At 62.2% G+C, this 20,358-nt stretch carries 21 protein-coding genes, 2 tRNA genes, 2 rRNA genes and 1 other RNA gene; 8 read left to right on the plus strand and 18 right to left on the minus strand.

The genetic code is table 11. The annotated features are described in order from the left end of the window. Positions 1 to 98 precede the first annotated feature (98 nt). The 6 genes from VI234_RS14260 to VI234_RS14285 form a co-directional block, all read right to left on the minus strand. Positions 99 to 1,643 carry an ATP-binding protein gene (locus VI234_RS14260; protein WP_336330391.1) on the minus strand — a complete coding sequence of 515 codons (1,545 nt, stop codon included), beginning with the start codon at positions 1,641 to 1,643 and terminating at the stop codon, positions 99 to 101. 107 nt (positions 1,644 to 1,750) lie between these two features. Beyond that, positions 1,751 to 3,811: an excinuclease ABC subunit UvrB gene (gene uvrB, locus VI234_RS14265; RefSeq protein ID WP_336330392.1), complete on the minus strand. Its 2,061-nt coding sequence runs from the start codon at positions 3,809 to 3,811 to the stop codon at positions 1,751 to 1,753. A gap of 49 nt (positions 3,812 to 3,860) precedes the next feature. Further along, positions 3,861 to 4,472: a hypothetical protein gene (locus VI234_RS14270; protein WP_008311373.1), complete on the minus strand. Its 612-nt coding sequence runs from the start codon at positions 4,470 to 4,472 to the stop codon at positions 3,861 to 3,863. Between the two features lie 60 nt (positions 4,473 to 4,532). Next, an RNA gene (gene rnpB, locus VI234_RS14275) (RNase P RNA component) lies at positions 4,533 to 5,034 on the minus strand. A 388-nt stretch (positions 5,035 to 5,422) separates the two neighbouring features. After that, positions 5,423 to 7,186, minus strand: a complete 1,764-nt coding sequence (locus VI234_RS14280; RefSeq protein ID WP_008311374.1) for a nitrite/sulfite reductase — start codon at positions 7,184 to 7,186, stop codon at positions 5,423 to 5,425. 92 nt (positions 7,187 to 7,278) lie between these two features. Then, complete coding sequence (locus VI234_RS14285) at positions 7,279 to 7,620, minus strand: hypothetical protein (RefSeq protein ID WP_008311376.1); 342 nt, start codon at positions 7,618 to 7,620, stop codon at positions 7,279 to 7,281. 271 nt (positions 7,621 to 7,891) lie between these two features. Between VI234_RS14285 and VI234_RS14290 the strand changes: the two genes are divergently transcribed. The 4 genes from VI234_RS14290 (at position 7,892) to VI234_RS14305 (ending at position 9,383) form a co-directional block, all read left to right on the plus strand. Next, positions 7,892 to 8,038, plus strand: a complete 147-nt coding sequence (locus VI234_RS14290; protein ID WP_008311379.1) for a hypothetical protein — start codon at positions 7,892 to 7,894, stop codon at positions 8,036 to 8,038. Between the two features lie 128 nt (positions 8,039 to 8,166). Continuing rightward, positions 8,167 to 8,844, plus strand: a complete 678-nt coding sequence (locus VI234_RS14295) for a DUF7119 family protein (RefSeq protein WP_008311381.1) — start codon at positions 8,167 to 8,169, stop codon at positions 8,842 to 8,844. A gap of 34 nt (positions 8,845 to 8,878) precedes the next feature. Beyond that, positions 8,879 to 8,952, plus strand: a tRNA-Lys gene (locus VI234_RS14300). Positions 8,953 to 8,969: 17 nt separating this feature from the next. After that, positions 8,970 to 9,383 carry a hypothetical protein gene (locus VI234_RS14305; protein WP_336330393.1) on the plus strand — a complete coding sequence of 138 codons (414 nt, stop codon included), beginning with the start codon at positions 8,970 to 8,972 and terminating at the stop codon, positions 9,381 to 9,383. Between the two features lie 38 nt (positions 9,384 to 9,421). Here the strand turns inward: VI234_RS14305 and VI234_RS14310 are convergent, their stop codons facing one another. From VI234_RS14310 to VI234_RS14325, 4 genes are all read right to left on the minus strand, one after another. Continuing rightward, positions 9,422 to 10,288: a hypothetical protein gene (locus VI234_RS14310; protein ID WP_336330394.1), complete on the minus strand. Its 867-nt coding sequence runs from the start codon at positions 10,286 to 10,288 to the stop codon at positions 9,422 to 9,424. Between the two features lie 107 nt (positions 10,289 to 10,395). Beyond that, entirely contained in the window at positions 10,396 to 10,728 is a 333-nt protein-coding gene (locus tag VI234_RS14315) for a hypothetical protein (RefSeq protein WP_008311384.1), read from the minus strand. A gap of 58 nt (positions 10,729 to 10,786) precedes the next feature. Beyond that, entirely contained in the window at positions 10,787 to 10,966 is a 180-nt protein-coding gene (locus tag VI234_RS14320; protein ID WP_008311385.1) for a hypothetical protein, read from the minus strand. 111 nt (positions 10,967 to 11,077) lie between these two features. Further along, positions 11,078 to 11,386, minus strand: coding sequence for a hypothetical protein (locus VI234_RS14325; protein WP_008311386.1), 309 nt, complete (start codon positions 11,384 to 11,386; stop codon positions 11,078 to 11,080). 79 nt (positions 11,387 to 11,465) lie between these two features. Here VI234_RS14325 and VI234_RS14330 point away from each other — a divergent pair, with 79 nt between their 5' ends. Then, a complete protein-coding gene (locus VI234_RS14330) occupies positions 11,466 to 11,879 on the plus strand; it encodes a hypothetical protein (RefSeq protein WP_336330395.1) in 414 nt (137 codons plus the stop codon). Positions 11,880 to 12,054: 175 nt separating this feature from the next. Then, the gene (locus VI234_RS14335) at positions 12,055 to 13,200 is read left to right on the plus strand and encodes a signal peptidase I (protein ID WP_336330396.1); all 1,146 of its coding nucleotides are present in this window, start codon (positions 12,055 to 12,057) and stop codon (positions 13,198 to 13,200) included. A gap of 8 nt (positions 13,201 to 13,208) precedes the next feature. Here VI234_RS14335 and VI234_RS14340 read toward each other — a convergent pair whose 3' ends face one another. From VI234_RS14340 to VI234_RS14350, 3 genes are all read right to left on the minus strand, one after another. Further along, complete coding sequence (locus tag VI234_RS14340) at positions 13,209 to 14,372, minus strand: LamG domain-containing protein (protein ID WP_336330397.1); 1,164 nt, start codon at positions 14,370 to 14,372, stop codon at positions 13,209 to 13,211. Further along, complete coding sequence (locus VI234_RS14345; protein ID WP_008311391.1) at positions 14,369 to 14,929, minus strand: DUF7344 domain-containing protein; 561 nt, start codon at positions 14,927 to 14,929, stop codon at positions 14,369 to 14,371. Before VI234_RS14345 ends, VI234_RS14340 begins: the two co-directional genes overlap by 4 nt. Positions 14,930 to 15,089: 160 nt before the next feature. Beyond that, positions 15,090 to 15,713 (minus strand): hypothetical protein, encoded by a 624-nt coding sequence (locus tag VI234_RS14350; protein WP_191906030.1) that lies wholly within the window; start codon positions 15,711 to 15,713, stop codon positions 15,090 to 15,092. A 163-nt stretch (positions 15,714 to 15,876) separates the two neighbouring features. Between VI234_RS14350 and VI234_RS14355 the strand changes: the two genes are divergently transcribed. Together VI234_RS14355 and VI234_RS14360 are read left to right on the plus strand one after the other, a co-directional pair. Next, positions 15,877 to 16,404 (plus strand): hypothetical protein, encoded by a 528-nt coding sequence (locus VI234_RS14355; protein ID WP_204366249.1) that lies wholly within the window; start codon positions 15,877 to 15,879, stop codon positions 16,402 to 16,404. Between the two features lie 92 nt (positions 16,405 to 16,496). Next, a complete protein-coding gene (locus VI234_RS14360) occupies positions 16,497 to 17,711 on the plus strand; it encodes a hypothetical protein (protein WP_336330398.1) in 1,215 nt (404 codons plus the stop codon). 10 nt (positions 17,712 to 17,721) lie between these two features. Here VI234_RS14360 and VI234_RS14365 read toward each other — a convergent pair whose 3' ends face one another. The 5 genes from VI234_RS14365 to VI234_RS14385 form a co-directional block, all read right to left on the minus strand. Further along, on the minus strand, positions 17,722 to 18,834 hold the full coding sequence (locus tag VI234_RS14365; protein WP_336330399.1) for a DUF5305 domain-containing protein: 1,113 nt from the start codon (positions 18,832 to 18,834) through the stop codon (positions 17,722 to 17,724). 413 nt (positions 18,835 to 19,247) lie between these two features. Beyond that, positions 19,248 to 19,323: transfer RNA gene (locus tag VI234_RS14370), tRNA-Cys, on the minus strand. A 46-nt stretch (positions 19,324 to 19,369) separates the two neighbouring features. Beyond that, the gene (locus VI234_RS14375; RefSeq protein ID WP_008311400.1) at positions 19,370 to 19,627 is read right to left on the minus strand and encodes a DUF5789 family protein; all 258 of its coding nucleotides are present in this window, start codon (positions 19,625 to 19,627) and stop codon (positions 19,370 to 19,372) included. 102 nt (positions 19,628 to 19,729) lie between these two features. Then, positions 19,730 to 19,852: ribosomal RNA gene (gene rrf / locus VI234_RS14380) — 5S ribosomal RNA — on the minus strand. 137 nt (positions 19,853 to 19,989) lie between these two features. Beyond that, positions 19,990 to 20,358, minus strand: a 23S ribosomal RNA gene (locus tag VI234_RS14385); the annotation flags it as partial.

Genomic DNA, 20,358 nt, shown 5'->3' on the forward strand with positions numbered 1-20,358 from the left:
CTATACAACTACAGTAGCGCGTAAAACAATTTTGGTTGTATTAGTCCAAGTCGGGCTGATTCCAGGCACGGGTGGCGGCCGTGCCACCCCTCTGAGATTCAGATATCCAGGCGACGGCATCCGGCACGGTAGAGGACGGCGAGCGATCCACCCCAGAGGAGATGGCCGACCAGCGTGAGGGCGGTGAGGTTCGGCAGGCTCGCTTCGATACCGACGAGCGAGAGCCAGACCGGCATGATGAAGCCGGCCGCGACGAGCCAGAGCGCGAGCGACCAGCCGACGGCGACGCCGTAGTACCGTATCCGGTCTGAGACGTGGTCCGGCGCGGTCTGGACCAGCGCGGCGTACACGAGCCCGAAGACGACGCTGTGGAAGCTGTGGGTTATCCAGCCGACCAGGGCGTTCTGGACACCGTACAGCGCCCCGATGACCGGCACGCTCCCCGAAAAGAGCTGGTACGGAACGCCCATCACCACGGCGGCAACGACCGAGGCGCCGGCGGCGACGCCGATGCGCCGCGGCGAGAGCCCGTACACCTCGTCGTCCGGAAGCACGACGCCCCCGTCCGCCGAAACCCGCGGGAGCGTCAGCGTTATTGTCGTCCCCGCATCGGTCACGGTAGCCGCCGTCTGTCCGCCGTAGCTCCGGACGAGCAGGCGAACGAGGTCCAGCCCGAAGCCAGTCGACCGGTCCTCGTAGGAGCCGATTTCGCCGCGCGCCAGTAGGTCGAGTTGCCGCTCGGGCAATCCCGGTCCGTTGTCGCTGACACTGATAGCGACGGTATCCCCGGATTCCGTGACCGACACCGCGACCCGTGGCTGATCGCTGTCGCTGTAGACGACCGCGTTCTCGACCAGATGCGCCATGAGATTGTCGAGCATCGTGTTGGCCCGCACCCGCAGGTCCGCGGGCACGTCAGTCTGTAGGTCGTACTCGGCAGCGGGATACTTCTCTCGGACCGTGTTGACACCTGACTCGACGCAAGGCACGACGGGTACGGCGTTCAGTGACAGGTCCGTCCCGCCCCGAGTGATGTGTTTCATGTTCTCGACAACCTGCTGGACGCCGGCCGACCGGTCGTCGACGACCGACAGGGCGTCGGCTGTCCCGACGTCCTCCCGGTCCTGTGCGACCTCGACGCGCCCGCGGATGACCGTCAGCGCGTTCAATACCCTGTCGCGGAGGATGCGGTTGACTAAGTCGAGCCGTGCGGCCTGCTGTTCAAGTTCGTGTCGCTGTTGGTTCGACCGCCCGGCGTAGACGCCGGTGAGCGTCCCGCCGACAGCGCCGCCGATGAGGAAGTTCGACAGGTACGTCCGGCTTCCCGACGACAGCGGCCCCATGCTCCCATTGCTGACCAGCGTCAACAGGACGAGGACGAACATCGCGCCGGTGCCCGCGAGACACCACAGCGCGACAGTTCGGACGAACGGCCCCTCGAACTCACCGACGGTCAGTGCCACGCCGAAGGCGGACAGTCCCAGCCCGAGTACGAGCGGCAGAACCCCGCCGAAGACGAACGTCGCCGGGTCGTCCGCGACTGCCAGCGTCACGGTGAACCTGGTGAGAAAGAATCCCAGTCCGGCGACGACGAGCCCGGACGGCGAGACGTGACGACCCAGCGAACGAATGGACGCAGACATGGTTTGGTCCCGACGCGGCTACGTTCAGGATACGTCCCATTTTGTTCCAGTGTACAAAGGGGTTACCCAGAGTATCGGGCGACAGCGTCCGCGAAGTAGCGGCCGGCTCAGAACTCCGGTCCGGGCGCCGGCACGCCGTCGCCGTCGTCGCCGCCGTCTAAGTCGAACTCCTCGCGCAGTTCCCGGATGCGGTCCCTGATGTCCGCAGCCAGTTCGAACTCCAGGTTGTCCGCGGCTTCCTGCATGCGCTCCTCTAACTGCTCGATCTGGCGGGCGGCCTCGTCAGCGTCGCTCGCGCCATCGCCCGAGATGCCGCCGGTGTCGGTCTTGCTCCCCGGCAGGTTCGTCTCGCCGACTGCCTTCTCGATGGTCGTCGGCTCGAAGCCGTGTTCCTCGTTGTACTGCTGCTGGATGCGCCGGCGGCGCTGGGTCTCCTGGATGGCCGACTGCATGGCGTTGCTCCGCTCGTCGGCGTACAGCACCACCTCGCCGTTGACGTTTCTGGCTGCGCGCCCCATCGTCTGGACGAGCGTCGTCTCCGAGCGGAGGAACCCCTCCTGGTCGGCGTCGAGAATCGCGACGAGCGACACTTCCGGGATATCCAGCCCCTCCCGGAGGAGATTGATGCCAACCAGCACGTCGATCTCGCCCAGCCTGAGCGAGCGGATGAGTTCGTGCCGCTCCAGCGTGTCCGTCTCGTCGTGCATGTAGGCCACGCTCACGCCGGACTCTTCGAGGTACTCCGTGAGGTCCTCGGCCATGCGTTTCGTGAGTGTGGTCACCAGCACCCGCTCGTCGAGCTCGACGCGCTCGTCGATGCGCTCCAGCAGGTCCTCGACCTGTCCCGTCGCCGAGGCGATCTCGACGGCCGGGTCGACGAGGTGGGTCGGACGGACGATCTGCTCGACGACCTGGTCGCTGTGTTCGCGCTCGTAGTCGCCCGGCGTCGCGCTCACGTACAGCGTCTGGTCGGTCTTCTCCTCGAACTCCTCGAAGGTGAGCGGGCGGTTGTCGAAGGCCGTCGGCAGGCGGAAGCCGTTCTCGACGAGGCTCTCCTTGCGGCTCTTGTCGCCCTCGAACTGGCCGCGGATCTGGGGGAGCGTCTGGTGGGACTCGTCGACGACCGTGAGGAAGTCATCGGGGAAGTAATCCAGCAAGGTGTAGGGGGCCTCGCCCGTCTCCCGGTCCGAGAGGTGGACCGAGTAGTTCTCGATGCCCGAGCAGTAGCCCGTCTCCTGCATCATCTCGATGTCGAACGTGGTCCGCTCCTCGATGCGCTGGGCGGCGACGTGGTTACCCTGGCGCTCGAAGTAGCTGATACGCTGATCCAGCAGTTCTTCGATCTCGTCGATGGCCCGCTGGAGCCGCTGTTCCGGAATCGAGTAGTGCTCCGCCGGGTGGAGCAGGGCGGCTGGCTCCTCGCTTTTGACCTCGCCTTCAAGCGGGTCGACCTTCAGCATCCGGTCGATCTCGTCGCCCCAGAACTCCACGCGCAGAGCGTAGCGGGCGTACATCGGGTAGATTTCCAGCGTGTCCCCGCGCACGCGAAAGGTCCCCTGCGTGAAGTCCACGTCGTTGCGCTCGTAGTTCAGGTCGACCAGTTGCCCGAGCAGGTCGTCGCGCTCGATCTCCTGGCCCACCTCCAGTGAGAGGGACATGTCGATGTAGTTGCGCGGGTCACCGAGCCCGTAGATGGCCGACACGGACGCGACGACGATCACGTCGTCGCGGGTGAGCAGCGAGCGCGTCGCGGAGTGGCGCAACCGGTCGATCTCGTCGTTGATGGAGGCGTCCTTGTCGATGAAGGTGTCCGTCTGCTCGACGTAGGCCTCGGGCTGGTAGTAGTCGTAGTAGGAGACGAAGTACTCGACGGCGTTGTCCGGGAACAGCTCGCGGAACTCCTCGTAGAGTTGGGCCGCGAGGGTCTTGTTGTGGGCGATGACGAGCGTGGGTTGCTGAATCTCCTCGACGACCCACGAGACGGTGTTTGTCTTCCCGGAGCCGGTCACACCGAGCAAGGTCTGTCGGTCCATCCCCTGGCGATAGCCCGACGCGAGCCCTTCGATGGCCTCGGGCTGGTCGCCTGCGGGCTCGAACGGGGCGTCGACGCGGAACTCGCGGTCGACATCTGGTCGGTCGATAGAGAGTGGGCCGCCGGTGTCGCTCATTACCCACACATCGGGCTGGACGGACTTGAGCCGCGTGGTTCGTGAAGGGTTAGCAGACCGGTTTCGGGTTCACGCCGAGGTCTTCCAGTGTCTCGAAGTACTCGTCGTAGGCCGTCGAGATGACGTCGATAGCAGCCGCCGCCGCGGCGTCCCAGTCGTCGTCGCTCTCACACACCGCATCGAGCAGTTCGGCGGCCTCGTTGCGGAGGTCCACCACGTCGCTGCCAGCGCTGCGGAACGTACTCGCCGTCTGTGGGTCCGCCTGGCCGGTGAAGAAGCCGGTGTACTGCTCTTTGACCTTCTTGTCGACGAGCGACCAGCCGACGAAGCCGCCGAGGCGTTCGACGGTCCCGTCGAGGTCAGCGAGCACGTCGTGCATCGCCGGCGTCCGGTCGACCGGGTCGGCGCCGAGGCTGTCGCGGCGCTCGGCCGTCTCGCCCGCCGCATCGGCAAACAGCGCCGCCGCGTCGTCGTGGTCGTCGTCGCTCCAGGCGTCGAACGTGTCGTGGGCCGCCTGCTCGCGGGCGGCCGCCGCCGCCAGCACTACGTCCGGTTCCATCTCGCCGCGGGTGTCGGCGTACAGCGTCTTCGAGGAGCCCAGTCGGGAGAGTTCCGTCTGCTGGTCGTCACGAACGTCGTCGATAAGGTCGGCTGCGGTCATACACGGGCCTGCGGCCGGCGCGGGCTTGTAACCATCGGACCCGCCGCTATCAGAATCAGTGGCTGCGGGGAGTAAGCCCCCTTCTGTTCGGGCCAGCATTCGGCTGAGCGGCCACGTCCAGCGCTTGCGCGCGGCGTCGGACTACCTGTCGACGCGGCCTTGCACCGGTGAGGTTTCGCCGTTCCATCGGTCCGTCGCCGGAGGCGTGGGGCGTCTGCGGCCCACGGAATGCGTGGGGCGTCTGCGGCCCACGGAATGCGTGGGGCGTCTGCGGCCCACGGGTGGAGCACGGATGTGGTCCACAACTGCGCGCCCCGGAGTCACCGGGTCGCGACTGCCCTCGGTGGGTTACCTCTCCCTCGCTTTGGCCGCGTGCCGCACCGTCTGGTGGGGCACGACCAGCCTCGCTCGGGATTCGCACACCTCATCGGTCCGGCGACGACGTGTCGTTGCTGTTCCAGAGCCGACGGTCTCCCGCCCCGGGCTTGCGCCCGGTCACCTGTCCGACAGGTGGGGGGACTTTCCTCATGGCTTGCGCCACGGGAGCCGGCCTCCCGCTGCCACTTACTGCTATGCCAGTGCGGCGAATAAGGCTTACCAACGACCTTTTTTCACCGGGGCATCGCGCTCGCCGATGGCGAGCGCTCAACCCCGGCCAAAAAACGTCGATGAAAAAAGCGCGAATCGCGCCGCGATTCGCGTGAAACCGCTCGCTTCGCTCGCGGTATGCCCACAACAGCGACTGCAAAACTTGTGTACCCCTTCAGAGGTAGACCTGTCTTTCCCCGTCTTCGTGAGCGAAGCGAACGAAGGCTCGTCAGAGCAGCGCTCTGACGGCGGGTCGCGCGACGGAGCGCGCTCCCGGCCACAGACAAATGCGACAGCTAATCAAAACCCGGACGACCGCACGATTCAGCGAAAGCCGAGGTGCGAATGCCCAGTAGTACGCCTTAGTCGTCAGAGGGCAGCGGCTCGCCTTGCCCGTTCGTGGGCGCGGGCGAGGCCTGCATGTCGTCGTCCTCTGCGTAGGGGTACCACGTCATCTTCGTGTTGTGCATGTACGGGTCGTGGTAGTCCGTCTCTTCGGGGTCGACCATCTCGGCCAGCGTCTCCTCGTCGCGGTCCTCGACGAAGTCACGGAAGGTCTCGCCGCCCTCGCGTGCCTCTTTGAAGTTGTTGACGAGGTTCTTGATCGCGCCGGGGACTTCGTCGGCCGGGACGCGCATCTCCACCCAGTCGGCGAAGCGCGGGTCGTCGCCGAGGCCGCCGCCGAGGCCGATATCGAGCGCTTCGACCGGTTCGCCGTCCTTGCGGGTCTTCATGCCACGCAGGGAAACGTCGGCGATCTGGGGCTGGGCGCAGGAGGCCGTACAGCCCGAGAGGTGGATGTGGAAGTCCTTGTGGTCCTCGGGCAGTTCGACGTTGTCCTTGAGCCAGCGGGCGTAGCGGACCTGGCGGTTCTTCGTCTCGACGATAGAGAGCGAGCAGTACTCCGTGCCCGTGCAGGCGATGGACCCGCGCATGAACGGCGACGGGTCCGGGGAGTAGTTCTCCAGCAGGGGTTCGCTGGTGAACTCGTCGAGGTTCTCCTCGGGGACGTCGGTGACGATGATGTTCTGGCGCTGGGTCAGTCGGACCTCGCCGGAGCCGTACTCGTCGGCGAGTTCCGCGAGTTCGAGCACGTCGTCGGCACCCATCCGGCCGACCAGGACGTTCAGGCCGACGTAGTAGTTGCCGTCCTTCTGCTCGTGGATCCCAACGTGGTCGTTGTGCCCGTCCTGGGAGCCGGTGTTGTAGCTGTACTGGTCGCGCATGTCCTCGCCGGCGGTCTCCAGTTCGAAGTCGACGTAGTCGTCCTGGAGGACCGAGCGCATCTTTTCGGGGCCCCACTCGTCCATGAGGAACTTGATGCGGGCGTTGAAGCGGTCCTCGCGGTCGCCGTGGTCGCGGAAGAGCGCGGACATGCCGTGGGCCACGTCGGCGGCCTGCTCCGGCGGGACCCACACGTCGATATCGCGGGCGAGGCGCGGTTCCTTGCGGGAGAGGCCGCCGCCGATGCGGACGTTAAAGCCGAGTTCGCCGTCCTTCTCGGCCGGCTCGAAGGCGAGGTCGTTGATGTCGCCCTGGCCACAGCCTTCGTCACAGCCAGCGATGGCGACCTTCCACTTGCGCGGGAGGTTCGAGTAGTCGTCGTTGCCCTTGAACGTCTCGTGGAGGTCCTCGGCGACGGGCCAGGCGTCGACGTGCTCGTGTTTGTCCTTGCCGGCGACGGGGCAGCCGACGATGTTCCGCCAGGAGTCACCACAGGCCTGTTGCGTTCCCAGGCCGACGGCTTCGAGCTTCTCGAATATTTCCGGGATGTCCTCCAGCTTGATCCAGTGGAGCTGGATGCTCTGGCGGGTCGTCCAGTCACAGTAAGCCTCGCCGAACTCGGGGTTATCGACGGGGCCGGTCGCGTACTCCTTCGCGACTTCGCCGATGACTTCGAGCTGGCCGGGCTTGATGACGCCGTTTGGCGTCCCGATACGCATCATGAAGTAGGACTCCTGGCCGGAGCGCTGGTGGTACAGGCCCCACCACTTGAAGCGCTCGAACCAGGCGTCGTGCTCGTCTTCCGGAATGGCGTCCCAGCCCTTCTCTGCGAACTCCATCAGATGCTCCCGGATTTCGTTACCGTAGACCTCGTCCTTCCATTTCTCGACTTTACTGGGCATAGCTAATGTGTTCTTCCACAAGTCTCACAGACTTATACAACACACTTTGCCGTCAACCGTCGCCACCACTCCCCGAAACAAGAGATTGTTGCCTATTCTTCGGGATGGGCAAGCCGGGTTCGCTTCTCCGGAAAATGGACGCTCTCGTGGACGACGCCGTAGAACTCACCGGATTCGGGGTCTACGACGCGGCCGACCGTCAGCCAGTCGGTAACACCGCTTTCACCGCAGGCGATACACTGACCGGCAATTCGCGCCTGAATATCCGGGTAATCCACGCCCACTTTTACGAACCCCTCGGCGAGGAAATCCGTCGTCTCACACCCACAGAAGTCGCTTCGAGCTAACAACCACAGGTCCGAGACGTTCACTTCCCGCGAGTCGTTGACGGAAATCCAGGCCCCGTCGTCGAGCTGGTGAACGTCGGTCGTCATTACATCTCATTAGATTCCAGAGATACCTGAGAGCATCGGCGGTCGCAAGTATCACCGGATCGGGACGAATCCACCGCAGTCATGCGGTGAGTGTATCAGAACATAATGACCCACTATTTGGTGGGACCTGTACGAGATACAAACATATGTTGCCTGTAAGTCGCAGTGCGGGCCAAGCTTACAGGAGAGTCCGTGTTTAAGATAGTGGGGGCGTTACGAAGGAGTACGACACCACGCGGCGGCCACGCAGGTCGCTGCTGTGCCAGAAACGATGACGAACGCACAACAGACCCACGACGACGACGCCGAACGCGAAGAGCCGACCACAGACCACCTCGACAACGTCGAGGACGGCTGCGGTTGCACAGAGATCTGGGAGCACATGAGCGAAGAGCGCGAGAGCGCCTCTGACGACTGATACAGACTGTTGTGACTGCGTATTAAGTGCGCCGGCCCGGGTCGGCGAAATCCCGGAATGACTTACAATAGCCTGTATGACACCCCTGTACGGGATACTTTTGTGCAGTGCTCCCCAAGCACGTATCGATGCCTGAGGGGCCCGACAATTACGTTCCATCGACCGACCGTGAATCACCGGTCGGTAAACCGGTCATCCGCGGGGACCCGGCACTCACTGGCCAGCGGCCCGAGGAGGCCATCGAGTTCGATCCCGACGACTCCGAGAGCCTCGAGCTCGCCGCCAGAACGGTCGAGAAGTTCTCCGAGAACACCGCCGGCGCCGACGACAACGTGTTCATTCTGCGCGGCGCAGCCGCGTGTGCAGCCCTGGTCCGTGGTGAGGGGTCCTACAAGGCCGCTGCCGAACGGGCCGGCGGAGAGGCGTCGGTCTCGTTCATCCGGAAGTGGTCCCGCGTGCACGACCTCCCGCGGTCCGTCCGTATTCACGTCGCCAAGGGAGAAATTGCGCCGACGGCGGCCAAACACATCGCCAGAGTCTCCGGCGAATCCCGCCTCCTGCTGGCGTGGGCCGCCCTCGACCACGACCTCACCGTCCGCCAGATCCGGTCCGTTGCCAGCAGTGTCAACGACGGCGCGTCCGTGGACGCGGCGCTCGCCAGAAACGGGTACGCGCTGGGCGAGTTGCGGACACAACTCGGCCGCGACGCCTACTGTCGACTCCGCCGACAGGCCGCACTCGATGGGGCCTCCCCCGGAGAAGTCATCAGCGAGGCTATCGAGTCGTACTTCGACGACGGACCGTAAGGTCTTAATCGCCGCTCCCCCGAGCGAATAGCGAGGGCCGGTAGCTCAGTTAGGCAGAGCGTCTGGCTTTTAACCAGATGGTCGGGGGTTCAACTCCCTCCCGGCCCGTTGCCCTGTGAACAACAGTGAGCAGTGGCAACGCGATGGAGGAGTTGAACCCTGGAAGGCACGCACAGCGAACGAGTGTGAGCGAGCATGTCTTCCTCTGGTTCAACTCCCTCCCGGCCCGCTGTTCTGTGTACAAGAAGCAGCGCGACAGGACAGAGTTCGAGACCGGTTCATTTACCACCGAGACGGCGGATGGCACCAGTATGGACGGAACTACCGGTACGGTTCAGCGCGTACTCGCACAGCCGTTGCGCCCGCTAGGTGTCACTGTCGGCGTGTTGCTCGTCGTCGCCACGCTCGCGGCGGTGGCCGGCACACCGTGGCAGACGCACGCGTCGATGGCAGCGGCGATTGTACAGATGGTCGCGGCGGTCCTGATGAGCGTGCTCGGTGTCGGACTAGCGTACATCAGCTGGGCGGCCGACGCATAAGTCAGTCGCCGAGAACAGAGCCGAAAACAGACGGCTTGTTATCCGCGGACGGGCATGTACGCCATCCCAAGCATCAGCACGGCCGCGATGCCCGAGAGTATCGAGACGCCCCAGATGCCGTTCTTCCGCTCGTGGAAGTAGTCCTGCTGGTCGAGCGTCTCTTGGTACTGGTCGTACTGCTGAATCGGGACGATCTGGACAGTGCTATCGTCAGGGAAGTGCGTCAAGAACTGCTGCTCGTTCAGCGTGACGTTCCCACCTTCCGAGAGCTCGATTGTGTTCTCGCGCGGTTCGAACCATTCGAGGGTCGCGCCGTCGTCGGTCACTTCGGAGATCGTGGTCTCCTGGGTGCCGCTATCGGTCGCGTGCGGGTAGGTATCACCGGTGGTGAACGACACCGTCTCCGGCTCCGGAAGCCAGTCACTCAGCGGGACCTGCGTGTTGTTCGACCGATAGACCACGTACTCGGTCCCGTTCTGGGTCGCCAGCGTGTTCTGGACCGAGGAGTCCTCGACGAGGAGCGCGCTGACGTTGAGCTCTTCTTCGAGCGTCACCGTGCTCTCGTTACCGTCAGTGTGGACGCGATAGGTGTCGTTCTGGTAGGTCGTCGTGGCGTTGTGCTCTAACGTCGCTGTATACCGTGACGACTCGTTCGTCCACGAGAGGTCAGCTGCCATGCTGCCACCGCCGCCGCCGTGGCCGCCACCGCCGCCGCCGGACATGTGGATGTTCGTGGCTGTGTATTCCGTTCCGTCGACAGTGAACGTACTCTCGTTCGTCAGTTCGGCGTCAGCGTCGAGCGACACCGCCGGCCGCTGACTCTCCGCGACGCCGATGTAGGCGTACGCAGCAACACTGATAACGAGGAAGAACGCGAAGTACGCCGCCGCGGCTCGTCGTTGCATATCAGGAGGGTCAGTCGCCGCGCCGTTTAATGATTACTTTTCGAGTGTCTTGATAGACGGGTGGTAGGGGCGTCTCGACCCGGCAACGGCGGTGTCGATGTATCGGGTCAGGCTGTATCAGACTCGCCAGCGAGAACGTCGTAGCTGTCGAGCGTTCCTGCCATCGACGGGGCATCCGAGTCGTCCTTCCGCTGCGTGCCGTAGTCCATCCACACGCCGCTCGTGTAACTGTACATTTCGAAGGCAGCCTCAGTCTCGACGACAATGTCGATGACTGCGTCCTCGGGGGCGTCATCGAGAACGACGGCCGACCGAACGTCGTTGTCGTGGTGCATCACCCAGACCGCGACAGCGCCGTCGATGTCATCCAGCAGGGCACTGGCTTCCGTCGGCGAGAACGGGCGGTTGGGCCAGTCGTCGACGGGTTCTGGTTCGTCCATACTAGTCGGACGGGCCGGAACGGCATCGGTGTTCCCCCGTCCAGAGAGTCACCGGGCGTCAGTCGGCGAAGTAGCTGGTGAAAAAGCCGGACAGGAACGACGAAATAGCGACGGCCATGGCCATGTCAGTCAGGCTCCACGGCGCGTCCTCGTCGTCGGCCAGCCAGACAGTGATACCGACGCTGACGACCAGTGAGACGATCCCGTTGAGGAGGTGCTTGTTCTTGAGCAGACTCATACGCCTGCTCGTTGGTACGGGATTCGTATAGAGATTACCCACGAGCGACGTGTCGCTGACTGAAACGTGGTCACTGAATTCGCTTGCTGGGTAGTTCTGGCGCTGGGACAGTTAGCCGTCACAGCAAACCGTGTACCGAGCGTCGGAGTGGGCGAGCGATTCGACCCGCTCGACAACGCTATCGACCGTCTCGAACTGCCCGAACTTGCTCACGACCGCACCGTCCGCGCGTAACACGACTGTCCACCGGTACCCATCCGGGCTATCGTTCCGCTCGAACGCGAACTCGCGGTCGGGCAGTCGAGCGACGACTGGGCCGTCAGTAGTGACCGTCCACGACACGCTATCGGCAAGCGCGCTCTCCAGTACTGTTTCGAGTCGCCGGGCGAGTCTGGGCATCGGTTCGTCCCGTGCGTCCATACAGAAACGTAGAGGGGCAGAAGCATAAGCCGTTGTGACACTACACAACGTTCAAACGGCCCAAACCCGTACAGGGGGTGTGACTCAGTCGCTTCTCGTCTACGACGGCAGTACCGACCTGTTCCGGCGCGCTGCCGAGACGGTAACCCGCTGTGCCACGGACATCACGCCGGTCCCCTGGGAGTCCGATGCGATTCAGGCGTTCCTCCGGGCGCAGTTCGACGACCCGCCGTTCGCGTTCATACTGATCGACGGGGAGTCCGTCCACGTCGGCGAAGCGGCTGTGAAGGAAGCGCTGGAAGGCCTCGATGTCGCGGCCCCTGTCGCCCGGTTGGCCGAGCAGGTGTATCCCACCGCCGCCGCGCCGTTCGGGCGTGTCGTCCACGGCCAGGTCCCGGCCGACATCCACGGGACCTTTCCACTGGACGAGGCGGCGAAAGCACACATCGAACCGCTCCGGCAGATCCACACGATCCCTGTCGAAACAGAGTGATCGAGACGGTCAGTGATATGGTCGACCAGAACTGGCCTGCCACGCGGTCACCATACGACAGTGCGTCGCGCGCAGAGACCCCACGCGCCGATTTCGTACGCTTCGAATAATGAGCGACTGCGTCGACTGCTCCGCTGTTCGGAGGGTTGAAAACCTGTGACCGGCTACTGCAGGTATGCTGCGGCAGGCCGTCGAGGACGCGTTCACCCTGCTTGCTGTCCTCGTCGTTCTCTCCCTCGTTATCGGGCAGCTCCTCGGACAGCCGATCCTGCTGGGGTACGTGACTTCAGGGAGTATGTCACCGACGCTGAACACGGGCGACGCGTTCGTCGCCGTTCCTGCACCCGTCGCTGGCGAGATCGAGCCGGGGGACGTCATCGTGTTCGAAGCGGTCGAGTTACAGGGCGGCGGACTGACCACACACCGGGTTGTCGCGGAGACCGACGGCGGCTACATCACGAAAGGGGACAACAACCCGTTCAGAGACCAGAGCGGAGGTGAGCCGGTTGTCACGGACGACCGAGTCGTCGCGACAGCACTCCAGATCAACGGACAGGTCGTCCGGCTCCCCGGTCTCGGCACCGCCATCAGCTCCGCTCGAACGGCGGCAGAAAGCGGCTTGGTATTGATTGGCGGGCCGGGCAACAGCGACCTGACGAGCGGACAGGGACTCAGTGGACTGTTCATCTCTATCGGGCTCGGACTGTTTCTGCTCGTCTTCGTCGACAGCTTCCGGGCCAGCGAGGAGCGGACCAGAGAACGGACTCGTTCGCGCGACGGGGACGCCATCAATGGCTGGACGGTTATACTCGCACTGGCAGTGTTGATTCTCGTCCCAGCCAACGCGGCGATGGTCGCTCCGAGCGGCACTCACAGCGTCACCATCGACAGCACTAGCGAGGATGTCACGCCCGGGGAGACCGTCGAAAGCGAGTTCACTGCCGAAAACGGCGGACTGGTAACGATGCTCATTATCCTAGAATCATCGCACCCGGACGCGGCGATGGACCGTAACCGGCTTGTCGTCCAGCGCGGCGGGTCCGCGACGGCAACGCTGTCGGTGCCCGCCCCACCACCGGGCGAACAGGCGGTCGTGACCGTCGAAGAGCATCGATACTTCCTGCTAGCACCGCCGGGCGTCATCGCGGGGCTGCACGGAGTCCACCCGCTGGTGGCCCTCGGAGCGTTCAATCTCCTGGTGTTAGGAAGCCTCACAGCGGCAGTTGGGGCGACCTTCGGGTTCGGAACAACGCGCGAGCGGAGCCGGGACCGGTCGGTCCCGCTGAAGCGACAGGTACGCCGCCTGCTTAGGCGTGAATGATCGCGGGTTCATCCGGTGATATCGCCGCCGCCACCACCTGCACTTGCCGTGCTTGAATTGTAGAGATTGCTCACCTGCTCGGCGGTGAGCGCGGCGTCGTACACCTTGGGTTCGTCCATGGCACCGTTGAATCCGTAGATAGCGTTCCCACCGGGGTTGATGCCGGTGCCGATTCGAAGCGGTTGTTCGGACGCCTGCGCATCGGGGAGCGAAAACGTCGGCCCCTTTTGCGCCCCGTTGACGTACACCCTGTCCTGTGATCCGTGGGTCCACACGACGTGTGCCCACCGGTTCTTCGTCAGCGAAACACCCGTGAGTTTGTTATCGTCGGTGGTCTCGATGAGCAGTTCTCTGTCGTCCGAACCCTTCCAACCACCACCGAAGCCGAACTGATAGCTATCGTCGCCACGGGAGTTCCACTTGCTGAACAGTCGTGTGAGGCCATTCTGACTTCGGGGGAATACCCAGGCAGAGAGCGAGAAATCAGCAGTCAAGTCGAGTGTATCGTCGTCGGGAACGGTGACGACGTCGTCACCATCGAAATTGAGCACTTCACCGCGGCCCTGACTGGATGTCGCTAGATCCGGTTCATAAAGGGGGTCACTGTCCGGGTCAAGACTACGGTCTCGCTCACCATCGTTGCCAGCGGCCCAGGAATCCGGGATATCCGTTCTGCTAACATCTTCGAAGTGCCACCACGACACCCTGGGGTCGCGACACTCAACTGAAACCGATCGGCTCAGTTCGACACGCTGGTCGGTACCGGTAGCAGTGATATCAAGGTTGACAGTGGTACTCCCTTCTGAGTCACAGGCGAGCGTCGTTGTGACATCGCCGCTCTCGCCCGGCAGAAGCCTGTTCGGCGTCTGGACAGTTTCGAACGGTGGAGCGGGACCGGGGCTGACACGAACACTCGTAAGTTGCTGGTCGAAGTTGTTGGTGAGCGTTGCCAGTGTCACCTGCTGGCCGTCCGTGCCACTGACCTTCTGGTCATCCGTGTCACTGTCCGGCCCGATGTCGATACCAAGCAGTGCATCGCTGCCGTCGGTCGCTTTCAGGTTACTGGACCGCTTTGCGTCGATGGTAGTGACACCGGCTGTTTCGGCAGCGAGCAGTCCTGCACCGCTGGCGATGAACGCGAGTGCACCACGTCGGGTCCACTTCTTGTTCATTCCGACAACTCCGGTGGCTTATCGGCTGCGCCGAGTTGCAGCCGGCGAGTCTCCTTGACGTGATACGCCGCAGAGACGAGAAACAGCAGCGTGATGACCGTCGGCCACACGAGCGACGGAACCGACGGTGGAAAGACACCGACCCAGACAGCGACGACGAGCGCTAACGAAACAGCGGCGAGCCCGAGATAGTACTCCGCCCACGGAATCGAATCCCCCGGGACGACGTCAAGGTACACGTCAAGGCTGTCAGCTGTATCGGTCATCGTAACTGTCCCGTTGTCGTGCGTGATGACTCCCGCGCGTTCAAGCGTCGGGAGATGTGTCTGCTGCATCGACGTGTACACGCGGTGTCGCTCCGTGGACGTGATCTCCTGAATGCACTTGTCGTTTTCCCACGCAGCGACTTGCTCGGCAAGGTCAGAGAGTTCGGCGCACTCGTCCTCCTGTTTTATCGCGTGTAAAGCGTACCGGCGCCGTTGGTTGCTCAGTATGTCGTATACGTCATCACGCGATAGCTGTCGCTCTTCTGGCCGGCTAACCCCCACCTGTCCCATGTTCCTGTTTAAACTGCACTACTTGATAGATTTTTTGTTCGTATTTGATTGTAAATGGTAAGTAACTGTATTTTCTACGCTAGACATCCATCGCCAGAGGCAGGCGTCTGCCGACAGCAGGGCATGGTAGGTGAGGGAGTCGGACAGCAGAGCCAACCCGTTATACTTCAGTGATTGTGATTGTCAGGTCTTCGGTTTCCTGGGCGCTGTCGCCCGTTTCGAGGGTTGCAGAGAGATCAGAAACCCCGCCCGCAGACACCTCTTCGCTGTGGGTATCGCCGCTCCCGTTGATATCGGAAAGAAGGCCGCTGCCGGTACTCAGCTCAACGTTGAACGCCGTCGAGTTTCCGTCGTTGTTGACCAGTTTGAAGAACCCACTGTCATAGTCGTACGTACTGTTTGGCATCAGCCGTTCGTCGGTTCCACCGTCCTCGTATCCAAAGACGACAGATACGTCGTTCGCGATGAGGCTTACGTAGTCAGTCGAAACAGTCGTGCCGCCGTCGGTAGTAAGAGAGTCAGAACTCGTCGGAAACAGGGTCGTAGCGTCGGTAACGAGATCGTCGTTGCTATTCCGAAGCGCAACCTCATCGGCGGACGCGTCGACAAGCACGTCAGTAAATTCGGTTGCGATCTCGGAGCCGTTGCCGTCAGCGCCAACGACGTTGACTTCGACTTCACGCGTTGCGCTGACAGTGCTAAATGCACCAGAGCCGAACGCCGCGCCAGATCCGATACCGACTGTCCCGATGAGACCGAGTACGCTTCTACGGTTCAGTTTCATGTTCAGTTCGCTTATCGAGAGGTTACCACTTACTATTTTGTTGCATTAGCCCGGCTAAAGCACTCATTGAAGCCGCTAACGCTGTTCAGTACTAAGCCGCTATGCCGTGAACTAGCTTCCAATGAATCGGCGTGGCTTTCTCCTTAGTATTGGTGCGGCCAGTGTGGGGACGGGTGCGGTGTTTGGTTCCGGTGCGTTCACCTCTATCGAAGCAGACCGGAACGTCAATCTCCAAGTCACCGGCGATACCGGGTCGGCACAGGTGGGGTTCAGCCCGGGGAGCGGTGCCACGAGCATCGTCGGGACGGACACAAACGAGTCGGTTGATATCATCAACTTCGAACAGACGAATCTCAACGAACAAGCGAAGACCAGCTTCGAGAACGCTTTGGAGGTCGACAACAACAGCCAATCCAAGGTCAACCTCTATATTGATGACAGCACTACTGGGGTTGGGGATGACCCCACAAACGGTGAAGTTCTGGACTTCCGGGAGGGATCCGCTGGCGTCTCGATTGTCGGCTCGGACCAGGCTATCGCGCTCGACCCCGACGGCGGGAGTTCAGACGGCGGCTACAGCGACACCGTGGAACTGGACATCGTTGTCGACCTCCGAGATGACGGCGTCGATGGCGACGATCTCAGCGAGATCAGCGACGTGACCTTCGTCGTCGAGGCGGTCCAGCAGTAAGTGAAACGCGATTCCGGCGCTGGCCGCCGACCAACAGGCCCAGATACAGGCACACACGAAGATCCAACGCAGTCGGCACGACACAACCAACTATGAATCGCACTCTCGTCGCCGTCATGGCAGCGGTCGTCCTCCTCGCAGGGACCGCTATGGCAACAGGTGCCTTCATCGACGGCGACGAGGTTGCACCCGACCGGAACTCCGGCGTCTACTTGGCTCCCGCTGACACGGTAAACGGGGACCAGTACGCCGAATACGACGAGACAGGGCAGCTACGCATCAGTCTTTCACCAGTGCTCCCGAACGGTCAGACCCGCGTCGATGACCTGTTCGTCGTCGGGTTTGCGGGTTACGAGGGAACTGATAGTGCCGCTACCGTCGAACTGGACAGCGAGCCGGAAACAGTTCGCATGTACCGGATGGACACTGGAGCACAAGTCGCCGGCGACACCGTCTCGTTGGAGCCCGACGAATCAGTTCGCTTTGGGCTGGCAGTGACGCCAGCGGAGCGCAACTTCACTGGCACGATATCGATCACCGCCCCTGTTCCCGAACAGCAGTCAACCGAAGGGGACGAGAGCAACGGTGGGAGCGGCGGTGGGTCAACCGGTGGCGGTGGTGGCAGTGTGCCACCCAGTGACGATGATGGGAGTGGTACGCAGGACGGGGGCGATCCCACGACGCCGACGCCAACGCCGACGGACAGTAACTCGACGAACGGGACCGCAAACGATGACGGGAACGAGACTGAAACAGCCGCTGGCGGCGGAAGCGGTGGCAGCGGTACTGGTGTCGGGACGTCGACCGACGAACCGGCTGAGACACCCACCACCAGCGAAGAAGAACCCGAAACCGTGGCCGGCGGTGGCGCTGAGCCCGTGCCGACGACACCCGAAAGTCAACAGTCAGCCGAACCGAACGGATTCACGCTCGGCTTCGAGCCGGCATTCGGAATTAGCTGGGGGCCGTGGGCGTTCATCGCTGGCCTGCTCGCCGTAGTGACGAACTACCTCGTGCAGACGCGATATCACGATGTCCTCCCGGTACTCCAGACGCAACCGAGTGACCGCCGTCGCCGGTTCCGGCGCGTCGCTGTCCGCGAGACCGCGATCGGTCTTGCCGGAATCGTACTCACGGTTCTTGTCGTGGCAGCTGCCTCAGGCGCTGGCTTCGGCCCAGTCTCGCAGCTGGTTGCGGCGCTCGCGTTCTCCGCTGCAGTCGGCACGGGGACCGGGTACCGGCTGGTCCCAGAACTCGATGCACTGCCCGAACTGCAAGCTGCCGACGGCGGCACCGAAGAGCAGTAAAACAACTCGGTCAGTCCGGCGTCTCAGCGCCACTGTTTCCCACAGTCGAATCAGTTCCGGGTTCTGGCGGAGGCGCGTACCGAAACAGTCGGTCACCAGTGTACACGATGAGTTCAGAATCGCTATCTGACTCGATGATACGTTCCTCGGTGTCTATTGCGACGTCCACGAGCCCGACGAGCGAATCAACTGAAGTTGTCCAGATGTCGTCGTCGACTGGATCAGCCCGGCCGACGGTTATCCAATCGTCAAACTCCTCACGGGCGGACTTGTATGCGAGCCATCGGCGCTCGGCGTCGGTAAGTGTGAGATAGTCGGTCGTGCGCCCGTAGACGAGGGCAGCAGCACCACTAAAGCTACCAAGCAGGAGCACTGGGCCACCGAGAGTCCAGATCGGTCCATACGCTTTTTCGACCTGCGCTTCGACGGTTCGGTCACCACTGTTCGGAACCGGGCCAGCGTTTTCGACCCGGTAGCTGCTCTGACTCGGGATAATCGGGAGGCGATACGTCCGAGTCGTGTCGACCGACTGCCCGTTTCGCGTCCCCGAAAGAGCCACCTGAGAGACCACCGCCATCTCAAGTCGACCGGACGTCTGGCCGTGTTCCGAATCGATACGTCGAACAGTTTCGGCTGCGCGACTGACATTCAGCGAGAACGGAACCGTCAGCCGCTCACCCGCGGCCAGCGACTGCACAGTGCCTTGTGTCAGTGGTCGTTTGACCTCCCAGTAGACGAGCTCTCCGTTCTGGGTTGATTCGACGGAGCGATACTGAACGAACACGTCAGCCGAGGCCGTAAGATCGCTTTCGTTGCTGGCGCTGAACGTGTACGTGAACGCGCCGTCCAATACGGGGGCGACCGTCCGGAGATACACAGGTTGATCTTCGAGCACTTCACCCTCTGGAAACGCCGAGGTACCGTTGCGAACTGTCGCATTGTGGGAGAACGATCCGGACGACTGCCACGACGACACCTGACGCGTAGTTGTGTCCGTTCCCGGAGCAACGTGGCCCGTATACGTGAGATATCCGCCAACCGCAGCGATGGCGATCAGACAAATCAGTAGCAGTTCGTAGTTGTCGACGACTGTCCGCCGTGTTTCCCGTCCCAACAACCCCATTGCAACTGTAATACTGGTGCCGACAAATAAGAGTTGATACCGGGTCAGCAGCGGCATCCACCTTTCTCCGCCGCCCCATCTCTGCTAACTCCAGCTTCGAATGTCCCGGGAACCAGTTTGTGGCCGTAACAGTATAGTAACAATTGAAACGATTTACACACTGATCGCACTGCCGTCGTGCGATCAGGTGTGCATTGACTTTCAATGGCTACTATAGTTCGTGCGATCCCACTACGTCGGGCGTTGCCCCGTCGAAACGGATTTCATGAGCGGACTGTCCGTACTGTATTCTTCGATAGAGTCTTGATCCTGTATGCAACCGTTTTCGAGCAACAGTTCACAACGTCGAGTCTACAGAGAAAGGCAGGTAACAGTTACATACCGGCACTTCTCGGGGGTGTAAGAGACGAGGAAGCCAAGGGCCGGATTTGAACCGGCGATGGGCGGCTCTGCAGGCCGCTGCGTTAGGCCAGACTCTGCCACCTTGGCACGAATAGGGGTAATCAACTCGGTCGTTTAAGCGTAGCGAATTCAGTTAGCCCTCACCCTCAGACTGGCCCGGTTCACCGACTCCTTCAACTGGGATAGTACTGTAGATGGATGATTGTGCCTCGTCCGGTGAGTCGAACTGCTCATCATTGACCCGATCCAGTAGCGCAGCTAACGGTTCGGAGCCGTCTGCGTACACGAGCTGTACATCGTCGAACTCCGCCTGGGCGGTCTCAACCGGCAGGGGGTACGTCGCTGTTTCGAGAAGCGCCGTAAGTTCGTTTAGCTTGACCTCGCGAGTCATACAGTACCCTTTCGGTCAGACCACGTAGTTACGCACTGCTTATAAAAATCGAAAGCCCACCGGAGAGAGATGCCTCTCTTCGATGAGTGAATAAGGTATGAATGGTGGCGGCGAACCGGATTTCCCAGAGGCTCGCGCACTCCAGTACTCGCCGGAACGCTGGTGGGCTTATCTTCCGTGTTCGGGATGGGTACGGGAGGCAACCCCGCCGCTGTGGCCGCCTAACGCCGAGTCGCGGATTCGAACCACGAAAGTACCAGTCTCGGTCGGTCGTCTCTTCCACCGTGTGTTCGTGCGATCCAGTTTGCGCCTGGACTCGTTCAGCGACGAGTAAATCGTCGGTGAATGAGTCACAGTGCGTATGAATGATGGCTTTGGTCTGTTAGTACTCGTGGGCTTAACGTCTCGTTACCTCGACGCGCACACCCCGAGTCTATCGACCGCGTCTTATACGCGGGACCTCGGCGGTGTCTCTTTTCCAAGTGGGTTTCGAGCTTAGATGCGTTCAGCTCTTACCCCGTGTGGCGTGGCTACCCGGCACGTGCTCTCTCGAACAACCGGTACACCAGTGGCCACCAACCGTAGTTCCTCTCGTACTATACGGTCGTTCTTGTCAGACACCATTACACACCCAGTAGATAGCAGCCGACCTGTCTCACGACGGTCTAAACCCAGCTCACGACCTCCTTTAATAGGCGAACAACCTCACCCTTGCCCGCTTCTGCACGGGC

The sequence above is a fragment of the Haloarcula sp. CGMCC 1.2071 genome (genome assembly GCF_037078445.1).
Classification (GTDB): Archaea; Halobacteriota; Halobacteria; order Halobacteriales; family Haloarculaceae; genus Haloarcula; species Haloarcula amylolytica.